Origin of the sequence: Insolitispirillum peregrinum, from assembly GCF_900156605.1 — a bacterium.
In the GTDB taxonomy this organism is placed as follows: Bacteria; Pseudomonadota; Alphaproteobacteria; order Rhodospirillales; family Rhodospirillaceae; genus Insolitispirillum; species Insolitispirillum peregrinum.
In genome coordinates, this window is the sequence record NZ_FTOA01000002.1 from 637,776 (window position 1) to 655,712 (window position 17,937).

Below are 17,937 nucleotides of genomic sequence, written 5' to 3' on the forward strand. Positions count from 1 at the left end.
TCAGGCGTCGGCGCTCATGTGCTTCAGACCGGCTTTGAGGTAATCATAGCCGGTAATCATGGTCAGGGCCGCCGCAATCCACAACAGGACTTCGCCCAGCTCACGGGCGGGGATGCCCCAGGGGGCCATGTCGCCCATCACCGCCACCGGCAAGGCCACCAACTGGAAGGTGGTCTTCCATTTTGCCAGTTTGGTGACCGGCATGCCAACCCGCAACTCGGCCAGAAACTCGCGCAGGCCCGACACCAGAATTTCACGGCACAGAATGATGATCGCAGGCAACAGCGACAGGTGGGACAGGCGGCCAAAGCCGACCAGCATCATCAGGATGGCGGCAACCAGCAGCTTGTCGGCAATCGGGTCCAGAAACCGCCCCAGTGCCGACACCTGATTCCAGCGTCGCGCCAGCCAACCATCAAAGAAATCCGAGATGGCGGCACTGCCAAACAAAATGACGGCCAGCCACCGGCTTTCGACCGAGTCGAAATAGAACGTCGCGATCACCAGCGGGATCACCACGATACGGGACATGGTCAGCAGGTTGGGAAGGCTGAACACGATCTGGACCTATCACAGCCGGAGAAGAAGGAGGTGTTACCCTGCGGGCAAGGCGGAGGCAGTCTAGAGCATCGTGAGAAAAAGTGGGAACCGGTTTTTCGCATCAACGATGCGGGATATGAGGAGGTTGCATCGTGCGAAAAAGTGGGTGCGCGTTTTCGCACCAACGATGCGGGATATGAGGAGGTTGCATCGTGCGAAAAAGTGGGTGCGCCCTTTCACACACGATTCTCACAGGTCATCGACATGACTGCCGCCACGAGGAGCCGCCGCGCGCTTCAGGCGGTCGTTGATCGCTGCCCCCAGATCGTGGTCAGGGATCGGGGCGACGGCAATGGCGGTGAAGCGGGTCGGATCGTCGAGGGCGTGCAGCAGGGCGAACAGGCTGGCGGCGGCCTCGACCAGATCACCGCTGGCAGACAGGGTGGCGGTGGCGCCGGGGCAAGGGCCAAAGCCAAGCCAGGCCTCGCCGGGCTGCGGGGCGGTGACATTCAGGCGCACCGGCAAGCCGGGGGCGTAGTGGCTGAGCAGTTGGCCGGGGCTTTTCGGCGCGTCGGGGGCGTCGCTGGACAGTCCGACCGGCCCGATCACCGCTTTCAGTTGGGCGTGGGTGATGCCGCCGGGGCGCAGCAGGGTCGCCTGTGGGGTGGACAGGTCAACCACTGTGCTTTCCACCCCGACCTGACAGGCACCGCCATCAAGAATGAGATCAACCCGGTCCTGCAACGATGCGGCGACATGGGCGGCGGTGGTCGGGCTGATGCCGCCCGAGCGGTTGGCTGATGGCGCGGCTACCGGAACGGCGGCGGCGGACAGCAGGGCATGGGCCAGCGGATGGGCCGGAACGCGCACCGCCACCGAGGGCAGACCAGCCGAGACCAGCCGTGACAGGCGGGAGTCGGAACGCCTGGGCAGAACCATCGTCAGCGGGCCGGGCCAGAAGGCGGCGGCCAGCGCCTCGGCACGGGCATCAAAGTCCACTTCGCGGCGGGCTTCGGCGCTCGATGGAAAATGGACGATCAGCGGATTGAAGCTCGGGCGGCCCTTGGCGGCGAAAATCCGGGCAACGGCGGTGTCATCATAGGCGCACGCCCCCAGACCATAGACGGTCTCGGTGGCAAAGGCGACCAGACGGCCAGCGCGCAGGGCATCGCCCGCAACAGACAGGGACTCGGATGAAAACGGTAAAATTTGCGCCATTCAGGACGCCCCACTGGTCAGCAACACAACAAGACCGCCAAAGTTAAGGGTATCGACCTCAACGCGCAATGGTACGGCGACCGGACTGCCAAAGGTGCCGACCGGAGCCAGCAACAGGCTGGCCTGCTGCTCGTCGCCCTGAAGCTGGAACATGGCTTCGTCGGCGCGGCCTCCCAGTCGGCGGTAGGTGATCTGGCAGCCCCAGCCATCGCCCTTGTAAACCGGCAGGTCAATCCGGCGTGCAGTGCAGTCTTTCAGCCCCAGCCGGTACAGGCGGCGGCCATCAAAGACAAGCTGTGACGAGACGGGGTGTGCGGCCTGATCGTGCAGCAGGGCAAAGGTGGCGGCCAGTGGGTCAAGACTGGTGCTGGCGTCGTCATCGCTGACCGGGGCACGCCCTTCCTCGGCTGGCGTCGGAACGGTAACACGGGCGGGGGGGCTGTCGGGCTGATAGGCGAGCTGCACCAGACGCGGGACGCCTCGCCAAAGATTGTCGGACTGATACTGCTGCGGAATAATCTGTGTACCGACCTGCTGTCCAAGGCTTTCGGCCCGCGAGGTAAACGGCACAACCACCGCTGCCAGTCCGACGGTGCGCAGGTCCGAAATCAGGTGGTAGCCGCTGTCACCCTGTCCATCGGGGATGAACCGCAGCTCTGCCGTTGCCGCCGTCATGCCGCCGACATTCAGCTCGTAGGACAAGCGAACATCGGCGGCGTGGACGGCAGTTCCGCCCGCCAGCATCAGGACCAGAGCGAGCGGCAGCGCACGGCGTGTCATTGGGCTTCGCTGACCTGGGTCTTCGACTTGGCGAGCTTCATGGTCAGGGCCAGACCGACGGTATAAGAGACGTCATCCTTGAACAACGGGCTGTCCTCGTTGGCCGCCCCCTGATGGAAATCGGTGCGGAACTTGCCAATGACGCCAACCCAAGGCGTCAGCTCGCTGGCCATGGTGAGGTCAAGGCGGGTGCCCATGTAGCCAGCATCGGCGTTATAGGCCGGGCGTCCGCTGGTGGCGTACTGGTTATCGACCTGATAGAAATAGTCCTGCAACTGCTCGGTGGCAAAGACCGTTCCCAGACCGACCTTCAGGGCAACGCCGCTGTCCATGAAGCTGCTGTTCTGGTAGGCGATTTCCGGTTCGGTCACCAGACCGCGATAGCTGAAGTCGGAATGGAAGTCGGTGGAAAAGGCAGCCCGGACCGGAATTTCCACATCCACCTTGGCCAGACGGGCGGCGCGGGCAACGGTCCATTGCAGACGCGGCCCGATTTCCCCCATCCAGTCGAGGTCCGGCATGCCGACCCGGGCCTTGTTGTCGTCGGACGAGGTCGGGAACGAGCCGTTCAGGCTGACATCAAGCTCGGCATCACGGGTATGGAAAATGCGCCCGCGCACCAGTCCCTTTTCATCGGAGCGCACGATGTCGCCGCGATACTGGACCAGAGGCAGCGGCAGGTAGTGGCCGTGGTTCTGGTCGGCGGCAGGGTAATCCGGGGTATAGGCGGCCCCGGCGATGACCCCCACCTCCCACAGCGGTTTGCCCTGTGGGGCCGACGGCGGTGGGACCGGCGCGACCACTGTCGCAGGAGCAACGGCGGCGATTTGGGGGGCTGGCTGGATGGCCGGGGCGGTATAGGAGGCCACTACGGGCTGGTTCTGCAGAATCTGGCTGCTGCTGGCAGGCAGGCCCTGACTGTAGGTTGGCAACGGTGCCGGATAGGCGGCCTGATGCTGCGTCGGGCCGGTGTATTCCGGCACGGGCGGGGTGTAGCTGGCCGCGCCGACAATCAAGTCGCTGCCGGTGCTGGTCGTGCCATGTGTGCGGGGTGAGCCTGCGCCCAGCCCGACCGCGGCGACCTCGGGCGAGACCGGGCGGGCGGTGGCCTGTTGCGGGGCGGTCAGCCAGGCGGGGGGGCGTGACCATGGCGGTTCTTCCGCCTGAGCGCTGTGCCCCGGCAGGCATCCTGCCACAAGGACCAGCAGGGTGCCTGAGAGGCTGGCCTTGACAGTGCTCATGCGGCCCCTCGGGCAATAAAGAAGCTGTTCAGGAAGGTCGGGGCCTTGCCGTACAGGAACGGCGCGCCATCGGGCTGCACGACATCGCCACCGGCGGCCAGCAGGACGGCATGGGCGGCGGCGGTATCCCACTCGCAGGTCGGCCCAAAGCGCGGATAGAGGTCGGCATCGCCTTCGGCAACACGGCAGAACTTCAGTGACGACCCGGCATTGGTGACCGAGGCCACCGGGGTGTCCTTCAGGTAGTCCTGCAGCGCTTCGGAGGTCGCATGCGAGCGGCTGGCCAGCACCACTACCCCATCGGGGCCGGGAATGCGGCAGGCAATTTCTTCGCGCAGGCCGTCCTTTTCGCGCCAGCAATGGCCGACGCCCCAGCCAAGATACAGGGTGTCCAGAGCCGGGGCATAGACGACCCCCAACAGCGGGCGCTGATCGACAATCAGGCCGATGTTGACGGTAAACTCACCGTTGCGCTTGATGAATTCCTTGGTGCCGTCCAGCGGATCGACCAGCCAGAACGGACCGTTGCCAATATCGGGAATGCGGCCTTCGGCGGCGGATTCTTCGGCCACCACCGGCACATCCGGGGTCAGGCGCAGCAGGTCGGCGAGGATGATCTTTTCCCCGGCGGCATCGGCTGCGGTCACCGGCGACTTGTCGTCCTTGGTCTCGACGGCGAAATCGGAATGATAGATTTCCATGATTGCGGCGCCTGCACGCCGGGCCGTTTTTCCCAGCTCGTTGGCCAGGGTGGCAAGATCAGACAGCGATGCGGGCAGCGTGGACACGGGGAACAATCCTTCCTTTGACGGGCCTTTGACGGGCAGACAGAGCCAGCTTTGCCAGGTTTCTTACCCGTTGCGGCAGGCAATCGGGCGATTCTGTTCAGGGAATCCGCGAGTGCTGTTGGTTATCCCCCAATTGGGGGCCCGATTCTAGAGCCTTTTGCTCGCGGCTTTGACTTTGGGAGTCGTATCCCTGTGGTGAACGTTGCCCTTTCTCTTTTCTCAGGCCCTTTAGTCGCGATATTTTTGAGGTATACAACTCTGGTATGCGAAATCCTGAGGGCAAGGATTATGGTGTAAATACAGGACTATACTGCCAGCCTTTGGTATGTCGGTGTAGGGCAGAGGTATGGAGGTGGTAAAAACAATTGTCTTTGCAGACGCATCTGGTCATGGTTTCGAGAGTAACAAAACAAATCGCTCGTTCTGCCGTGCTCATGGCAGAGGATGTCGAAAGGACCAAGGCCATGCCGATCCCGATCAGGACATTCGTTACCCTGGGTCTGGGGCTGTTCATTCTGGCGTTGCCGTTGTTGATTGCGGCCACCATGATTTTGATGCTGCTGGTCGCCACCGCTCCGGCGCTGATCCTGACCCCGTTGCTGGTCATGGTGCTGGTGGGTTTGCTGGCGGGCATGTGGTTGATGCGGCAGAACGCGTTGCTGGCGGCCTAGACCGGCGTGCGCAAAAGCAAAACCCTGGAGTTGTGAGCAAGGTTGACAGCTCCAGCCAATCGTCCCCTTGCCGGGGCGGTCAGGATGGATCCGGCGGCTTGCGCATCACCTTGCGGACCACAAGAGCGTTTTCACACCGAGCGAAAACGCTCTTTCCTTTTAGGGCCGCATTTTCCGAGCCGTTGACCGTAGACGGTCAACTTGAAAATGCTCAAGGAAGGCGGTAACCTTCAGGGCGATCAAAAAGGCAACGCCAGCGATGACGGCGGCCAGGATGGTCGGGTTGTTGAGCAGAACAGACATGCATTGCCTCGCAGCAGACAAGAACCCCTGAACGGCAGGTTCGGCAGGAGCGGACGCTCCGCCCATTGAATTATCATTTCATTATATAATCGTCACTCATTTATCCGGCCCGTGTTTCGAGGGCACCCGGTCCCCACTTTTGCGTTTCCTGCTGCAGAATCGTTGGCAGAAGGATTTACCTTGCTGTAGCATCAAGAGAATCCTGTTTATTCATTTATATTCCAGCGCCGGATGCGCACAAGGAGGCCCCAATGGTCCGAGCTCCTCTGATCGCCCTGCTGGCCACCATCGCGTCTGTTCTCGTCGTTTCGGAACCGGTTCAGGCACAGCAGTACACATGGGTCAACGATGTTCCCGGCTCCCTGAAGGGGACCTGGGTTGTTCAGGGGCAGCAATGTTCCGATCCTGACAGCCAGTTGGCCATTTTCTCTGACGGCGGCTATCGCTGGCGCAAGTCGCGGACGGAATGGGGGTTTGCCCGTGGCAAATACAGTTCGATCAGTCCGCAAAGTGCGACGGTTTATTTCCGTCTTCAGCGACTGGTCGAACAGGAAGAGCCGGATTTTTCCATCACCGCAGGCGGCAACGAGCTGAAAAAATACAGCTTTGGCTCCGGGTCGATGCAGCGTTACGACAAGTGTCCGTAACTGCGCAGGCGGTCCGGGTCCAGAACGTCGATCTCGCCATATTCCACCCGCAGGATACCGGCGGCATCCAGAGCTTTCAGGGCACGGTTGGCAATCGGGCGTGAGACGCCAGCCAGTTGCCCGACCTCTTCCTGTGTGATGGTCAGCCGGTGATTGACATCGGGATAGAGCACCGGGTTGAGCAGGGCGGCCAGCGCCTGCGCCACTCGTCCGGTGGTGTCGAGCATGCGGTCGTGCTCGACCATCGCCATGAAAAATCCCAGACGATCGTTCAGTTGATGGACCAGAAAGCGGTTAAAGGCCGTGCTGTGCTCCATCAGCCAGAGAAAGCTGGCCCGGTCGAGCAGGGCCAGCCGCGTTTCCCGCAGGGCGACCACCTGATAGCGGCGTGGCTCGCCCTTCAGCACCGATCCTTCCCCGAACCAGCCCCCGGCATGGACTCCGGCCAGTGTCACTTCCTTGCCATCCGCTGACAGGGTGCGCAGCTTGATCAGACCCTCGATCACACCGCCCCAGTAGTCAAACGGCTGGCCGTGGGCGCAGATTTCGCTGCCGGCGGGATAAGTTCGCTCCTGCACGCCAGCGCGCGCCCGCTCGAAGGCCCGTGGCTCCAGTGTCCGCGACCAGGCAGCGACATGGTGCAGGACATCGGCAGGGATCATGGGGGACTCACCAGCTAAACGCATTCAGCGACAGTGTTCCCCGCCAGCACGGTTTCCGCAACGGTAAAGTCGGCTTCGGTGCTGTTTCTGACCTGCTCCAGCGTTGCACCCTCCTGCAGGTCGCGCAGGAAAAGCCCGCCACCGGGGAGCACATCGAAAACGGCCAGCTCGGTGACGATCAGCTTGACGCAGCCCGCCCCGGTCAGCGGCAGTGTGCAGCGATGGCGGACCTTGGGGCGGCCGTGAGTGTCGGTGTGTTGCAGGGCGGCGATCACCGTTGGAGTGCCGTAACATAAGTCCATCGCTCCGCCGATACCCGGCCACCAGCGCCCGGCCCGGCGGGTGGCCCAGTTGGCGATGTTGCCTGCGGCATCGACCTCCAGCGCCCCCAGAATGGTGACGTCGATATAGCCGTTGCGCATCGCCCCCAGCGAGGTTGCCAGATCCATCAGGGCGGCTCCGGCGGGCAGGGTGATCGGCTCGCAGCCGGCATTGGTGAAATCACTGTCGGCGTGATGATAGTCCGGCTTGGGGCCAAAGCCGAACACGCCGTTTTCGCTGTGGAAGATCACGGCGGCATCGGGTGACAAGTGGTTGGCGACCAGCGTCGGGATTCCCAGTCCCAGGTTAACCACCTGTCCGGCGTGGAGTTCCTGCGCACACCGGCGGGCGATACGGTCTTTGAGCGAGGTCATGGCGGGTATCCTTATACAGCAGCGGTGGGAGCGTGCAGGCGACCGAGTTTGACCCAGTGCTGGCGATACAGCTCGTGTTGCTCGGCGAGGGATACCCCTTGGACCACCGCATTGACGAACACCCCGGGGCAGCCAACCCGTTCCGGCGGGATCTCGCCCACCTCGACGATTTCATTGACCTCGGCCACCGTATAGCGTCCGGCCATGGCGATATCGCGTTGGTTCTGGGTGCTGGTGCCGCGAAATTCGATATTGCCGAGGCGGTCGGCGCGCCAGCCCTTGATGATCGACACATCGGCGGTCAATGCCGGTTCGACAAAATAGCGTTGGCCGTTGAGATCGAGGGTCTGTTTGGCGGTCGGCAGGTCGGGGAACAGGCCCGGCTGGTCGAGAATGCCGACTCCGACCGGCACCAGAATGCCGCCCAGCCCCATCGCTCCGGCGCGGACCTTTTCCGCCCACGTTCCCATCGGGAAAAACTCGCGCACCAGCACACGGTTTTCCAGATAGGCGGCGGTGGATTGTTCGGTGGTCCCGACATGGGTGCCGATGTATTCCCGAATCTGCCCGCTGTCGAACAGCAGGGCCTTGAGAAAGCCGCCGCGCAGGCCGGGTGTGTTGGCGATCAGGGTCAGCTCATCAAGGGCGGAGTCCAGCAGCCAGCGCACGCAGGCAACCGGTTCTCCGGCACCGACAAACTCCCCCAGCATCAATCGCATCCCTGGCTGCAAGGGCGCAAGGGCGGCAGACAGGGGCATTACCTTGTCGAGCGGATGGGGCGGGCTGGTCTCGCGGGTTGGTTTGCCGGGTATCATGGGATGCTCCTCCTGCTGTTTTTCGGCAGTTTAGGAGGACGCGGAGGCAAAGACTGTTACACGGATAACAATTGGTGAAAGAATGAACCTTATCAGCGCTGTCGGCGGGCCTTCTGGGCCTTCTTATAGCCGGTGGTGCCTGCGATCGAGGTCGGCGCCGGGCGGGCCATGGCCGAGGCGACCGAGGGCATTTCCAGCTCCAGAGCTTCGAGACGGCGCAGTTCATCGCGCAGGCGGGCGGCTTCCTCGAATTCCAGATCAGCGGCGGCGGTACGCATTTTCTTTTCCAGCTCGGCGATGGTGGTGCGCAGGTTGTGCCCGACCAGCGCCGTTTCGCCGACGGTGCCGGTGGAAACGGTCATGTAGTCCTGTTCGGCAATGTCACCGACGATATCGGTGATGCGCGAACGGACGGTTTCCGGGGTGATGCCGTGGGCGGCGTTATAGGCCTGCTGTTTTTCGCGGCGGCGGTTGGTTTCACCAATGGCGCGTTCCATCGAGCCGGTCATGCGGTCGGCATACAGGATCACCCGGCCATCGACGTTGCGGGCGGCGCGGCCAATGGTCTGGATCAGCGAGGTTTCCGAGCGCAGGAAGCCTTCCTTGTCGGCATCGAGAATCGCCACCAGTGCGCATTCGGGAATATCGAGTCCCTCGCGCAGCAGGTTGATGCCAATCAGCACATCAAAGGCCCCCAGCCGCAGGTCACGGATGATTTCGATCCGTTCGAGGGTATCGACGTCAGAGTGCATGTAACGCACCCGCACGCCGTGTTCGACCATGTATTCGGTCAGGTCTTCGGCCATCCGCTTGGTCAGGGTGGTCACCAGCACCCGCTGCCCCTTGCGGGCGCAGTCCCTGGCCTCGGCCAGCAGGTCATCGACCTGATGTTCGACCGGGCGGATGATCACCACCGGGTCAATCAGGCCGGTCGGGCGAATGATCTGTTCGACGAACACCCCGCCGGTCTGTTCCAGTTCCCAGCGTCCCGGAGTCGCCGAAATCAGGATCGTTTGCGGGCGCATGGTATCCCACTCTTCGAATTTCAGCGGCCGGTTGTCAACGCAGGACGGCAGGCGGAAGCCGTAATCGGCCAGCACGCTTTTGCGGTTGAAGTCACCCCGGAACATGCCGCCGACCTGCGGCACGGTGACGTGGCTTTCATCGACGAACAGCAGGGCGTCTTCGGGCAGGTATTCAAACAACGTCGGCGGCGGTTCACCGGGATTGCGGCCACTCAGGTAGCGCGAATAGTTTTCGATGCCTTTGCAATGGCCGGTGCTTTCCATCATTTCGAGGTCGAACAGGGTGCGTTCGCGCAGGCGCTGGGCTTCGAGCAGCTTGCCCTGCGACTCGAATTCGGCCAGCCGCACCGCCAACTCGGCCTTGATCCCCTTCACCGCCTGCGACAGGGCCGGGCGCGGGGTGACGTGGTGGCTGTTCGGATAGACGTCAATCTGCAACAGGGTGGCTGATTTCTCGCCGGTCAGCGGATCGAATTCATAGATGCCGTCCACCTCGTCGCCGAACAGGTCGATGCGCCACGCCCGGTCTTCGTAGTGGGCCGGGAACAGTTCGATGCAGTCGCCGCGCACCCGAAAGCTGCCACGCTGGAACGAGGCGTCGTTGCGCCGGTATTGCAGCTCGACCAGCGAGCGCATCAGGTCGTTGCGGTCGAGGATGTCACCGCTTTTGATCCGGCGGACCATCGCCGAATAGCTTTCCACGCTGCCAAGGCCGTAAATGCAGGACACCGAGGCGACAATGATCACGTCGCGCCGTTCCAGAACCGCCCGAGTCGCCGCATGGCGCATGCGGTCGATCTGTTCGTTGATGGCGCTGTCTTTTTCGATGTAGGTGTCGGTTTTGGGGACGTAGGCTTCCGGTTGGTAATAGTCGTAGTAGGAAACGAAATATTCCACCGCGTTATCAGGAAAAAAGGCCTTCATCTCGCCATAAAGCTGGGCGGCCAGCGTTTTGTTCGGAGCCATCACCAGCGCCGGGCGGCCCATCTTTTCAATCACTTTGGCAGCGGTAAAGGTCTTGCCCGAGCCAGTCACCCCCAGCAGCACCTGATCCCGTTCCTTGCCCTCCAGCCCATCCAGCAGCGCGGCGATGGCGGCGGGCTGGTCGCCTGCGGGCTGGTAGTCGGACGCCAGCCGGAAATCCGCCCGTGGCCCCGCTGGCGGACGGTTGTACATCGGAAGGTGAACGGTCATCGGGGCCTCCGGAAGTGGTCTGGACCAAAGCAGGAACGGAGGAGGGAGTTTAAAGCATCGTGCGAAAAGTGGGCACCGGTTTTCGCATCAACGATGCGACATTCAAGAGTCAGCATCATGCGAAAAGTAGGCACCGGTTTTCGTATCAACGATGGTTTACGACAGCGAGGAGTCATCCTCGTTTTCCAGCGTCAGAGTCCAGCGTCCCATGACCTCGCCCTGCTGGGTCAGCAGGCCGCGCAGTTCATAGGTATCGTCCTCGGCCCACAGGAAACATTCCTGCAGCGAAACCGAGCCGTCCGCCGAGACGCCGCTGGACAGGATGGCGTCGCCGACCACCGACATGCGCCCGACCAGCCCACCGACAGCGGTCATGTCCGCCGCCCACAGGGTATCAAGATCGCCCTCATCCCATGGCTCGAATTCGGTGACGATGTTGACGCTGAGATTTTGCTGCCCGACCAGCATCAGGTGCAGGTCGAGTTCCATCGCCCAGCCTTGCTCATCTTCGCCAAGGATCAGGGTGCCACCGCAGGGAATCGGGATGCCACCTTGTTCGACGTACCAGCCATCGGCAGTCCATCGCCCCGAAGGCGCCAGAAACAGCGGATGATTCGACAGGTGCGGGCGATCCATTCCCGGGTCCTCTTCCTGATCATCGGGCCAGAGCCGTTCCAGACACGCCAAAGGCCCGCGCACTGATACAGCGCGCGGGCCCTGGAAACATACACCGAAGAAGGGTGTCGAACCTTAGGCGGCCTGAAGGGCCAGAAGGCGCTTCTTCAGACGACGGGCTTCAGTGGTCAGCTTCGGCGACGGGGTGCTCAGGACGTAGGCGTCCAGGCCACCACGGTGCTCGATGGTGCGCAGACCATGGGCAGACACGCGCAGGGTCAGGGTTTCGCCCAGGGCTTCGGACAGCAGGGCGGCTTCCTGCAGGTTCGGCAGCCAGCGGCGGCGGGTCTTGTTGTTCGCGTGGCTGACGTTGTTGCCAGTCTGCACGCCTTTGCCGGTGACGACACAACGACGGGCCATAGCTTTCTTCCTCTTGTTACATCTTCGGTGGAAACTTTAGAAGGTCGGCTTTCTATCCGCCACAACCGTTTCCGTCAAGTAAAAACGGCAAAAAGCGAGATATCAAGCCGCGTCAGGACTCTGGGAGCGCCTGACTTGTCCGGGGATCAGCCGAACAGCTTGTCGATATCGTCCTGTCCCATCGCCGGGCCTTCGGAGGCTGGCGGCGCAGACGGTTTGGCTGCGACGGGTTTGGGAGTCGGGGCCGGTTTGGGGGCCGGGGCAGGTGCTGCGGCTGGTTTGGCAGCACCAGGAGCCGGGGCGGCAGGCTTTACTGCCGGAGGCTGGGCACTGACCGGGGCCGGTTTGGGGGGCGGGGCCGGGGTGGGAGCAACCACGGGTTTCGCCACTGCTGCCGGAGTCGCACCAAACAGCATTGCGTCGATGTCGGCCTGACTGACGCCCTGCCCGGAAAGCTGGGGGCCATTGAGGTAGCGCTTGTATTCGTCCCGTTCTTCGGTTTTCTGCGGCCCGACCTTGGTCAGTTCGTTGGCACCCCACATGCTGACCAGGGCGTTGACGCGCGTTTCGACGAATTGCAGGGAATTGACCACCTTGGTAATGCGCTGGCCGGTGATGTCCTGAAAGGCGCAGGCCTCGAAAATGGCGGCTGTCTTCTCGGGGATCTGATCCAGCAGGGCGACGGCAGCCGGGTCTGTTTGCAGGGCGCGCAGGTCGTTGAGCAGATCTTCCATCTGTTCAACGTTCTCCATGATGGAGTTGGTCGCCTGCTCGGTCGCTTCAACGATGGCATCGAGCTCGTCGCTCATCTGCATGAAGTGGTCTTCGCCGCTCGCCGCGCCAGGACGGCGGATGGCAGCGATTTCCCGGCGAATGCGCTGGATATGGTTGAACAGGCCAACCAGTTCCTTTTTCAGAACATCCGCATCATGGCGTCCCTGAGTATTCATCGTTCCGCGCGCAACCTTAATGCCTCGTTGGTGTCTAACATAACGCCCCCGGCGAGGGACGCAATCTTTCCGGAGGCGGGAAATGGATATTTTTTCATAGGCGAAAGCCTCCGGCGCTTCCGTCTTTTTTGTCGTCAGGTCTTCTTCTGGTCCTTGTGGTCCAGGCGGAACGCCTGGGTTGCCATCAACATCAGGCGTGCCCTCTGCTCGGGGCTGAGGTCGGCCAGAATACCCTGCTTGGCGCGATGGATGACCAGAGCTTTCTGGATCAGGTCGCGCCGTTCGGGGGTCATGGGCCGCAAGGCTGGCGACCCGGCCTTGCGCGGGAGGGGCTTGCCTCTGGCGCTGGCCGTGCCGCTGTCGGTGCCATCGGTCGAGGCGGGCATTTCCGGCATGACCGGCTCGGGGATGTTCCCCATGCCGCTGGCAGCCTCGGTGGTGCTGACAGGCGCGGTCAGGACGGTTTTTCCCTGTTTCTGCACCACACGTCCGGCTTTGCTGTACGCCTGATGGGCGGTGGAGGCCGGAGTCGCGCCAGCCTTGTCGCCATCGCTTTCCCGCGACGCCGGATTGCCGAACAGGCCGAGGATTGCCTTGCTGAACAACGCCACGCCTACACACTCCCTGTTACCACGCCGAGCCTGTTTACCACGTCTGAAGCGGTGAGCCATGCTCACACCTTCAGGTTTTTTGCCGCGCGGACGTTGCGAAACCCGGTTCCGTTGCGCTTTTCCCCGGCGGGCTACCCCGGTCCTGCACCAGATGCTGATGGCGGGGAACACTCACGGGTACCGATCCATCGGGCGGTATGCAGCCATTGGCGGTATTTTGCCAATGGTATCACAGTGCTGCCATGCCCCCCAGCCCCTTTGCTGCAGAGCATCCATTTTCAGAAGGAGTAGAAGAAATGGTAGCGGTTTTTCACCCGTCAATTCAAGTCCGGCGGCGACGGCGCCGCCGTGATCCGGCCGTCTGGCCGAATCCGTTCCGGACAATCTGGCGGGGAGGAGTGGGGGGGGCGGGGAGAATGATGTTCCATTTCCGGGCGGCTTTATCCCAGCCGGGGCCGGTGGGGTAATAGCCTTGTCCCAGATAGTGGACGGCGGTGATGCGATTGATCAGCACCATCAGCACAACATTACTCAGTCCTGATGTGAACATGGACAGGACAATCCATAACAGGCCATGCACAGGCATGCCGCGGACGAGGAAAACCAGCCCGCCGAAAAACAGGGCGAAGATGGATATGCCTGTTGATACTTCTCGCGTCAGTCCCAGATCATTTCGCATGTATAGACGCAAAAAAGTCTCTCCTTTCCGCTACATTGTATTCTGAGGCATGGGGAATGATTTTATCTATAATATGGCAAAGCGTTATCTATAGGAGTCTGAAAATCAATCAAAAAAATATGCTGCTCATATATTTGCTTTTTGTTTGTACGCTTGGCATGGTAATCCGGTGGTGCGTCAACGAAGGATCGAAAGACGCGCTTTGAATTTCCATCATTTATGGGGGATATGATGAACGTTAGCATGCAGAACGATGCTGGGGTGGTTCGTCAGGTTAAGGTCGGGTTTTCCTGGACCAGCTTCTTTTTCGGTGGCTTGCCGTTTTTCTTTCGCGGGATGCCGGTGCAGGGGTTGATCTGGGTGATCATCTCGATGATTACCATGGGGTTGAGCAACCTGTACCTGATGTTTGTGATCAACAAGCAGACGGCCCATTACTACCTTGAACGCGGTTACCGTCCGGTAGGGCCGGGTTGGGAGCAGGCGTCTGCGGCATGGAACATTTCGGCGCAGCCCGTCGCCGCGAAATAAGATATCCCGTCACGGAACAGGCACCGGTTTTTAAAAGCCGGTGCCTGTTTTTGCGTTTGATGACTGTGATCATCCCCTGCTGTTTCCAAACTGTCCTGCACCTGTGGCGTCAGGTTTAACGCAGAGCCAGTAACGCCCGGCGGATGCCCTGCCAGCCACGCTCCAGCTGTTCATCGCTGATGCAGTAGGGCGGTAACATGTACACAACATTCCCCAGCGGGCGCAGCAGCAGGCCATCCTGCCGGAAGCTGGCAGTCAGTTGCGCCCCCAGCGGCGAGGCATAGCCACCCTTGCCATTCGGGCCATCGGGCATGCGGATGGTCAGGGCGGCGATGGTGCCCTGCACACGCGGCCGGCACACCATTGGCAAGTCTGCCAGTTCGGCCAGCGCGGCGCGGTGGTGGCGTTCGATTCGCTGACGCTGGGCGGCGCAGTCAGCCGACAGGGTCAGGTCGAGCGACGCCAAAGCCGCCGCACAGCCCAGTGGATTGGCGGTGTACGAATGGCCGTGCAGGAACGCCTTCTCCACCGACGGATCAAGAAAAGCCTCATAGACCGCAGGCGTGGTGATGGTCAGCGCCATCGGCAGGAACCCGCCGGTCAGCCCCTTTGACAGACACAGGAAGTCCGGGCTGAAGCCGACCTCCTGACAGGCAAAGACCGCGCCGGTACGACCGAAGCCGGTCATCACTTCATCGAAAATCACCAGCACACCCGCCGCCCGCAGGCGTTCGGCGGCCTGCGTCAGGAACCCGGCCCGGTGCATGCGCATGCCGCTGGCCCCTTGCACCAGCGGCTCAATGATCGCGGCAACGATCTGGTCACCATAGGCGGCAAGGTGTTGGTCCAGAGCCGCCAGTGCGGCGGCCTCTTTGGCCTCGACAGCATCGTCACCGATCCAGGTGGTTGGCAGGTCGAGCACATCGACCGGGAACAGCATTTCCGTCCAGGCATTGAAGAATCCGGACGAGACCCCGGCAGACATCGCCCCGACGGTATCGCCGTGATAGCCGCCGTCAAAGGCCAGAAAGCGCCGGCGCTGGTTTTGCCCCTGATTGCGGTGCAATTGCAGGGCTGCTTTCATCGCCACTTCGATGGCGGTCGAGCCGTTATCGGAAAAGAACACCCGCTCCAGTCCGGCGGGCAAGGCGGCGGCAAGACGGGCTGACAGCTCGGCGGCAGGGCGGTGGGTGATCTGGGCAAAGATCACATGCTCCAGCGTACGGGCCTGCGCGGCAATGGCATCGGCTATCCCGGCGTGGCCGTGGCCGTGCAGGTTGACCCACCACGACGACACCAGATCCAGCCATTCCCGGCCATCGGGCTCGAACAGCGAGACTCCTGCACCACGCTCGATCACCACCGGATCGGGAGCGGTCTGCGCTTGCGTGAAGGGGTGCCAGACGTGGGCACGGTCAAGGGCGATGATCTCGGCGGGGGACAGACGGGACATGTCAGAACTCTGCAAAACCACGGGTGGGCGGATCAATCAGCGGCGACAGGTCAAGGGCCTGAGCCGCCAGCGCCAGCGCCGCAGGGGTGAGGGGATCAAGGCGGGGCAAGGTTCCAAGCACCCGAACGGCACCCAGCCGCGCGACCGACTCGGCATTGTCCGGGTGGGGCGGACCACTGAAAATCACCCCGGCCACCGGCAGGTTGCGATGGCGCAGCCCTTCCAGCGTCAGCAGGGTATGGTTGATGGTGCCCAGACCGCTGGGGGCCACCACCACCACTGGCAACAGCAGGCGGGCCATCAGGTGAACCATCGTGTGGCGACGGCTGAGCGGCACCAGAATGCCTCCAGCCCCTTCGACCACCAGCGGGCGGTCCCGGCGGGGCAAGGTCAGGCTGCTGAGGTCAATGGTCACCTGTTCGCGGGCGGCGGCCTGATCGGGGGACAGGGGGGCCTTGAAGGCATAGACGGTTGGCACCAGCCGGTCTTCGCCCAGCGCGGCCAGCCGGGCAACCGTTCCGGCGTCTCCGGCAGGCAGCTCATCGGTACCGCTTTGAACCGGTTTCCAGTAGTCGGCCCCCAACGCGGCCACCAAAGCCGCCGCCACCACGGTCTTGCCGACATCGGTACCGGTGCCGGTGACAAAACACGAGCCGGGCACGGGCGAAAACGGGCTATCTTGCATCGCAAGGCCTCTCTGCTAACACGGTCAGAACATGATAGGTGCCGCCGCTGCGGGCACCCAGCCGCCGGATCGCCCGCCGCAAGGCTGCCGGGGGTGCGGGCTGGTGGTCAGGGGGCGGACTGTCGGCACCGATGGCGCGCAAAGCCCGCAGGAACGCCATGCCGGTGGCCTCGCTGTCCAGCGGCTGATGATGCTCATGGATGCTCGCTGAAGGAAACCACTGTCGCAGGCGGTCGGCATCCGGGTAGCGGCTGGCAAAGGTGCTCAGCCCGTCTTCAGCACAGACCTGTTGCCACAGGGCAAAGCTGTCGCAGCCCAGCGTGGTCACCGCCAGCAGCCCGCCGGGGGCCAGACTGTCGATCAAACGCTGAAGCCCGGCGCGCACATCGCGGAACCACTGAACGGCCAGACTGGAGCAAACCAGATCCCAGCGACCGGACAGGGTGGGAGCCTCGCCATCCATGACAGCCGTGTGCAGCCGCTCCGGGGCAATGCCGAGAGCTTCGATGCGCTGACGGGTCGCGGCCAGCATCGGGGCGGCCAGATCGGTGGCATGCCAGTCGGTGACAGACGGCAAGGCGGGCAACAGGGCTGCCGTCAAAAAACCGGTCCCACAGCCGATTTCCAGCACCCGGCGGGGGGCCCTCTCCTGCAGCCGGGACAGGCACTGTTCGGCCAGTCTCGTCGCAATCGCCTGTTGACTGCCTGCCGCATCATCATAGCCCGCACTCGCCGCCCCGAATCGTCGGGCAACCTGATCCTTCCAGGCATCGGCGGCAGGCCGGGGGGAGGTCATCGGACCATGCTCTGGATGGCTTCGGCGACACGGTCGGGCTGGCTGAGTGGCAACAGGTGGCCACCTGCGGGCAACAGGGTGAGCTGCTCGGGGGGAAAGGTTTCAAGGCTGAGGGTCGCCGGAGCAATCTCGTCATCGGCACAGGCCAGCGCCCGCACCGTTTGACGCGCCCGCAAGGCAGACCGCTGGTCATCATCGGCCAAGGCCCGCAAGCCAGCGGTCAGGGCAACACTGTCCGGGCTGCCGCTTTCGCGCGTGGTCACACCGCAGCGAGCGCGGAAACTGTCCAGCACCCCCAGCGGATCACTACCGAAGCGGCTGATCATCCGTTCCACCATCCGCACCGGAGTTCCACCGCTCTGGCCGTCTCCACTGCAAAAGCGGGCAAAGCCATTGACCGACAGCAACGGCACCGAGGGCGGAAGCTGGTGCAACAGCCACATCACCCCATAGGAATGCCCAACCGCCAGCCTTATCCCTTCGATCGGGGGAAGTACCGACGGGGTCCCGTAAAAGCCCAGATCAACCGCCGTAACCGGCAGGTTGTCCGGCAGGCAGGCGCGCACCCCGTGCCAGACGGCGGGCGTAAAGCTCCAGCCATGGACCAGCACAATCATT

At 62.6% G+C, this 17,937-nt stretch carries 22 protein-coding genes; 3 read left to right on the forward strand and 19 right to left on the reverse strand.

Translation table 11 applies throughout. From position 1 onward, the window contains the following. From pgsA to cysQ, 5 genes are all read right to left on the reverse strand, one after another. Nucleotides 1–561, reverse strand: coding sequence for a CDP-diacylglycerol--glycerol-3-phosphate 3-phosphatidyltransferase (gene pgsA / locus BW995_RS06880; protein WP_076399420.1), 561 nt, complete (start codon nt 559–561; stop codon nt 1–3). Nucleotides 562–789: 228 nt separating this feature from the next. Next, nucleotides 790–1,758, reverse strand: coding sequence for an L-threonylcarbamoyladenylate synthase (locus BW995_RS20415; RefSeq protein ID WP_139332794.1), 969 nt, complete (start codon nt 1,756–1,758; stop codon nt 790–792). Further along, nucleotides 1,759–2,538, reverse strand: coding sequence for a DUF3108 domain-containing protein (locus BW995_RS20420; protein WP_139332795.1), 780 nt, complete (start codon nt 2,536–2,538; stop codon nt 1,759–1,761). Continuing rightward, complete coding sequence (locus tag BW995_RS06890; RefSeq protein WP_076399421.1) at nt 2,535–3,779, reverse strand: MipA/OmpV family protein; 1,245 nt, start codon at nt 3,777–3,779, stop codon at nt 2,535–2,537. The genes BW995_RS20420 and BW995_RS06890 overlap by 4 nt, the downstream gene beginning before the upstream one ends. Next, complete coding sequence (cysQ, locus tag BW995_RS06895) at nt 3,776–4,558, reverse strand: 3'(2'),5'-bisphosphate nucleotidase CysQ (RefSeq protein WP_245821335.1); 783 nt, start codon at nt 4,556–4,558, stop codon at nt 3,776–3,778. Before cysQ ends, BW995_RS06890 begins: the two co-directional genes overlap by 4 nt. A gap of 473 nt (nt 4,559–5,031) precedes the next feature. Between cysQ and BW995_RS06900 the strand changes: the two genes are divergently transcribed. Beyond that, nucleotides 5,032–5,238, forward strand: a complete 207-nt coding sequence (locus BW995_RS06900) for a hypothetical protein (RefSeq protein WP_076399422.1) — start codon at nt 5,032–5,034, stop codon at nt 5,236–5,238. A 159-nt stretch (nt 5,239–5,397) separates the two neighbouring features. Here the strand turns inward: BW995_RS06900 and BW995_RS20735 are convergent, their stop codons facing one another. Next, nucleotides 5,398–5,541: a hypothetical protein gene (locus BW995_RS20735; RefSeq protein ID WP_175617006.1), complete on the reverse strand. Its 144-nt coding sequence runs from the start codon at nt 5,539–5,541 to the stop codon at nt 5,398–5,400. Between the two features lie 251 nt (nt 5,542–5,792). On the opposite strand from BW995_RS20735, the gene BW995_RS06910 reads away from it, so the two are divergent. Then, nucleotides 5,793–6,188 (forward strand): hypothetical protein, encoded by a 396-nt coding sequence (locus tag BW995_RS06910; RefSeq protein ID WP_076399424.1) that lies wholly within the window; start codon nt 5,793–5,795, stop codon nt 6,186–6,188. On the opposite strand, the gene BW995_RS06915 is transcribed toward BW995_RS06910, so the two are convergent. The 9 genes from BW995_RS06915 to BW995_RS20425 form a co-directional block, all read right to left on the reverse strand. After that, a complete protein-coding gene (locus tag BW995_RS06915) occupies nt 6,170–6,850 on the reverse strand; it encodes a Crp/Fnr family transcriptional regulator (RefSeq protein WP_076399425.1) in 681 nt (226 codons plus the stop codon). The two genes, BW995_RS06910 and BW995_RS06915, sit on opposite strands and share 19 nt — an antisense overlap. Nucleotides 6,851–6,864: 14 nt before the next feature. Further along, on the reverse strand, nt 6,865–7,545 hold the full coding sequence (locus BW995_RS06920) for a 3-oxoacid CoA-transferase subunit B (RefSeq protein WP_076399426.1): 681 nt from the start codon (nt 7,543–7,545) through the stop codon (nt 6,865–6,867). A gap of 11 nt (nt 7,546–7,556) precedes the next feature. Then, entirely contained in the window at nt 7,557–8,360 is an 804-nt protein-coding gene (locus BW995_RS06925; protein ID WP_076399427.1) for a CoA transferase subunit A, read from the reverse strand. A 92-nt stretch (nt 8,361–8,452) separates the two neighbouring features. After that, the gene (gene uvrB, locus BW995_RS06930) at nt 8,453–10,579 is read right to left on the reverse strand and encodes an excinuclease ABC subunit UvrB (RefSeq protein WP_076399428.1); all 2,127 of its coding nucleotides are present in this window, start codon (nt 10,577–10,579) and stop codon (nt 8,453–8,455) included. Nucleotides 10,580–10,735: 156 nt separating this feature from the next. Beyond that, nucleotides 10,736–11,215, reverse strand: a complete 480-nt coding sequence (locus BW995_RS06935) for a hypothetical protein (RefSeq protein WP_076399429.1) — start codon at nt 11,213–11,215, stop codon at nt 10,736–10,738. A gap of 114 nt (nt 11,216–11,329) precedes the next feature. Next, complete coding sequence (gene rpmB / locus BW995_RS06940; protein ID WP_076399430.1) at nt 11,330–11,614, reverse strand: 50S ribosomal protein L28; 285 nt, start codon at nt 11,612–11,614, stop codon at nt 11,330–11,332. A gap of 146 nt (nt 11,615–11,760) precedes the next feature. Then, nucleotides 11,761–12,564, reverse strand: a complete 804-nt coding sequence (locus BW995_RS06945) for a protein phosphatase CheZ (protein ID WP_076399431.1) — start codon at nt 12,562–12,564, stop codon at nt 11,761–11,763. A gap of 134 nt (nt 12,565–12,698) precedes the next feature. Further along, nucleotides 12,699–13,175 (reverse strand): hypothetical protein, encoded by a 477-nt coding sequence (locus BW995_RS06950; protein ID WP_076399432.1) that lies wholly within the window; start codon nt 13,173–13,175, stop codon nt 12,699–12,701. 322 nt (nt 13,176–13,497) lie between these two features. Further along, the gene (locus BW995_RS20425) at nt 13,498–13,725 is read right to left on the reverse strand and encodes a hypothetical protein (protein ID WP_139332796.1); all 228 of its coding nucleotides are present in this window, start codon (nt 13,723–13,725) and stop codon (nt 13,498–13,500) included. A 372-nt stretch (nt 13,726–14,097) separates the two neighbouring features. Here BW995_RS20425 and BW995_RS06960 point away from each other — a divergent pair, with 372 nt between their 5' ends. Next, a complete protein-coding gene (locus tag BW995_RS06960; RefSeq protein WP_139332797.1) occupies nt 14,098–14,385 on the forward strand; it encodes a DUF2628 domain-containing protein in 288 nt (95 codons plus the stop codon). A gap of 115 nt (nt 14,386–14,500) precedes the next feature. On the opposite strand, the gene bioA is transcribed toward BW995_RS06960, so the two are convergent. Genes bioA through BW995_RS06980 form a run of 4 tightly spaced genes read right to left on the reverse strand, consistent with a single transcriptional unit; the run spans nt 14,501 to nt 17,936 of the window. After that, nucleotides 14,501–15,838: an adenosylmethionine--8-amino-7-oxononanoate transaminase gene (bioA, locus tag BW995_RS06965; protein ID WP_076399435.1), complete on the reverse strand. Its 1,338-nt coding sequence runs from the start codon at nt 15,836–15,838 to the stop codon at nt 14,501–14,503. Nucleotide 15,839: 1 nt separating this feature from the next. Then, a complete protein-coding gene (gene bioD / locus BW995_RS06970) occupies nt 15,840–16,523 on the reverse strand; it encodes a dethiobiotin synthase (protein WP_076399436.1) in 684 nt (227 codons plus the stop codon). Beyond that, nucleotides 16,513–17,319 carry a methyltransferase gene (locus BW995_RS06975; RefSeq protein WP_076399437.1) on the reverse strand — a complete coding sequence of 269 codons (807 nt, stop codon included), beginning with the start codon at nt 17,317–17,319 and terminating at the stop codon, nt 16,513–16,515. Before BW995_RS06975 ends, bioD begins: the two co-directional genes overlap by 11 nt. Further along, complete coding sequence (locus BW995_RS06980; RefSeq protein ID WP_076399438.1) at nt 17,316–17,936, reverse strand: alpha/beta fold hydrolase; 621 nt, start codon at nt 17,934–17,936, stop codon at nt 17,316–17,318. The genes BW995_RS06975 and BW995_RS06980 overlap by 4 nt, the downstream gene beginning before the upstream one ends. Nucleotide 17,937 lies beyond the last annotated feature (1 nt).

Coding starts and splice junctions, on each gene's coding strand:
- BW995_RS20415 (WP_139332794.1), bottom strand. CDS start 1,758: ATGGCGCAAATTTTACCGTTTTCATCCGAGTCCCTGTCTGTTGCGGGC.
- BW995_RS20420 (WP_139332795.1), bottom strand. CDS start 2,538: ATGACACGCCGTGCGCTGCCGCTCGCTCTGGTCCTGATGCTGGCGGGC.
- BW995_RS06890 (WP_076399421.1), bottom strand. CDS start 3,779: ATGAGCACTGTCAAGGCCAGCCTCTCAGGCACCCTGCTGGTCCTTGTG.
- BW995_RS06900 (WP_076399422.1), top strand. CDS start 5,032: ATGCCGATCCCGATCAGGACATTCGTTACCCTGGGTCTGGGGCTGTTC.
- BW995_RS20735 (WP_175617006.1), bottom strand. CDS start 5,541: ATGTCTGTTCTGCTCAACAACCCGACCATCCTGGCCGCCGTCATCGCT.
- BW995_RS06910 (WP_076399424.1), top strand. CDS start 5,793: ATGGTCCGAGCTCCTCTGATCGCCCTGCTGGCCACCATCGCGTCTGTT.
- BW995_RS06915 (WP_076399425.1), bottom strand. CDS start 6,850: ATGATCCCTGCCGATGTCCTGCACCATGTCGCTGCCTGGTCGCGGACA.
- BW995_RS06920 (WP_076399426.1), bottom strand. CDS start 7,545: ATGACCTCGCTCAAAGACCGTATCGCCCGCCGGTGTGCGCAGGAACTC.
- BW995_RS06925 (WP_076399427.1), bottom strand. CDS start 8,360: ATGATACCCGGCAAACCAACCCGCGAGACCAGCCCGCCCCATCCGCTC.
- uvrB (WP_076399428.1), bottom strand. CDS start 10,579: ATGACCGTTCACCTTCCGATGTACAACCGTCCGCCAGCGGGGCCACGG.
- BW995_RS06935 (WP_076399429.1), bottom strand. CDS start 11,215: ATGGATCGCCCGCACCTGTCGAATCATCCGCTGTTTCTGGCGCCTTCG.
- rpmB (WP_076399430.1), bottom strand. CDS start 11,614: ATGGCCCGTCGTTGTGTCGTCACCGGCAAAGGCGTGCAGACTGGCAAC.
- BW995_RS06945 (WP_076399431.1), bottom strand. CDS start 12,564: ATGAATACTCAGGGACGCCATGATGCGGATGTTCTGAAAAAGGAACTG.
- BW995_RS20425 (WP_139332796.1), bottom strand. CDS start 13,725: ATGTTCACATCAGGACTGAGTAATGTTGTGCTGATGGTGCTGATCAAT.
- BW995_RS06960 (WP_139332797.1), top strand. CDS start 14,098: ATGCAGAACGATGCTGGGGTGGTTCGTCAGGTTAAGGTCGGGTTTTCC.
- bioA (WP_076399435.1), bottom strand. CDS start 15,838: ATGTCCCGTCTGTCCCCCGCCGAGATCATCGCCCTTGACCGTGCCCAC.
- bioD (WP_076399436.1), bottom strand. CDS start 16,523: ATGCAAGATAGCCCGTTTTCGCCCGTGCCCGGCTCGTGTTTTGTCACC.
- BW995_RS06975 (WP_076399437.1), bottom strand. CDS start 17,319: ATGACCTCCCCCCGGCCTGCCGCCGATGCCTGGAAGGATCAGGTTGCC.
- BW995_RS06980 (WP_076399438.1), bottom strand. CDS start 17,936: ATGATTGTGCTGGTCCATGGCTGGAGCTTTACGCCCGCCGTCTGGCAC.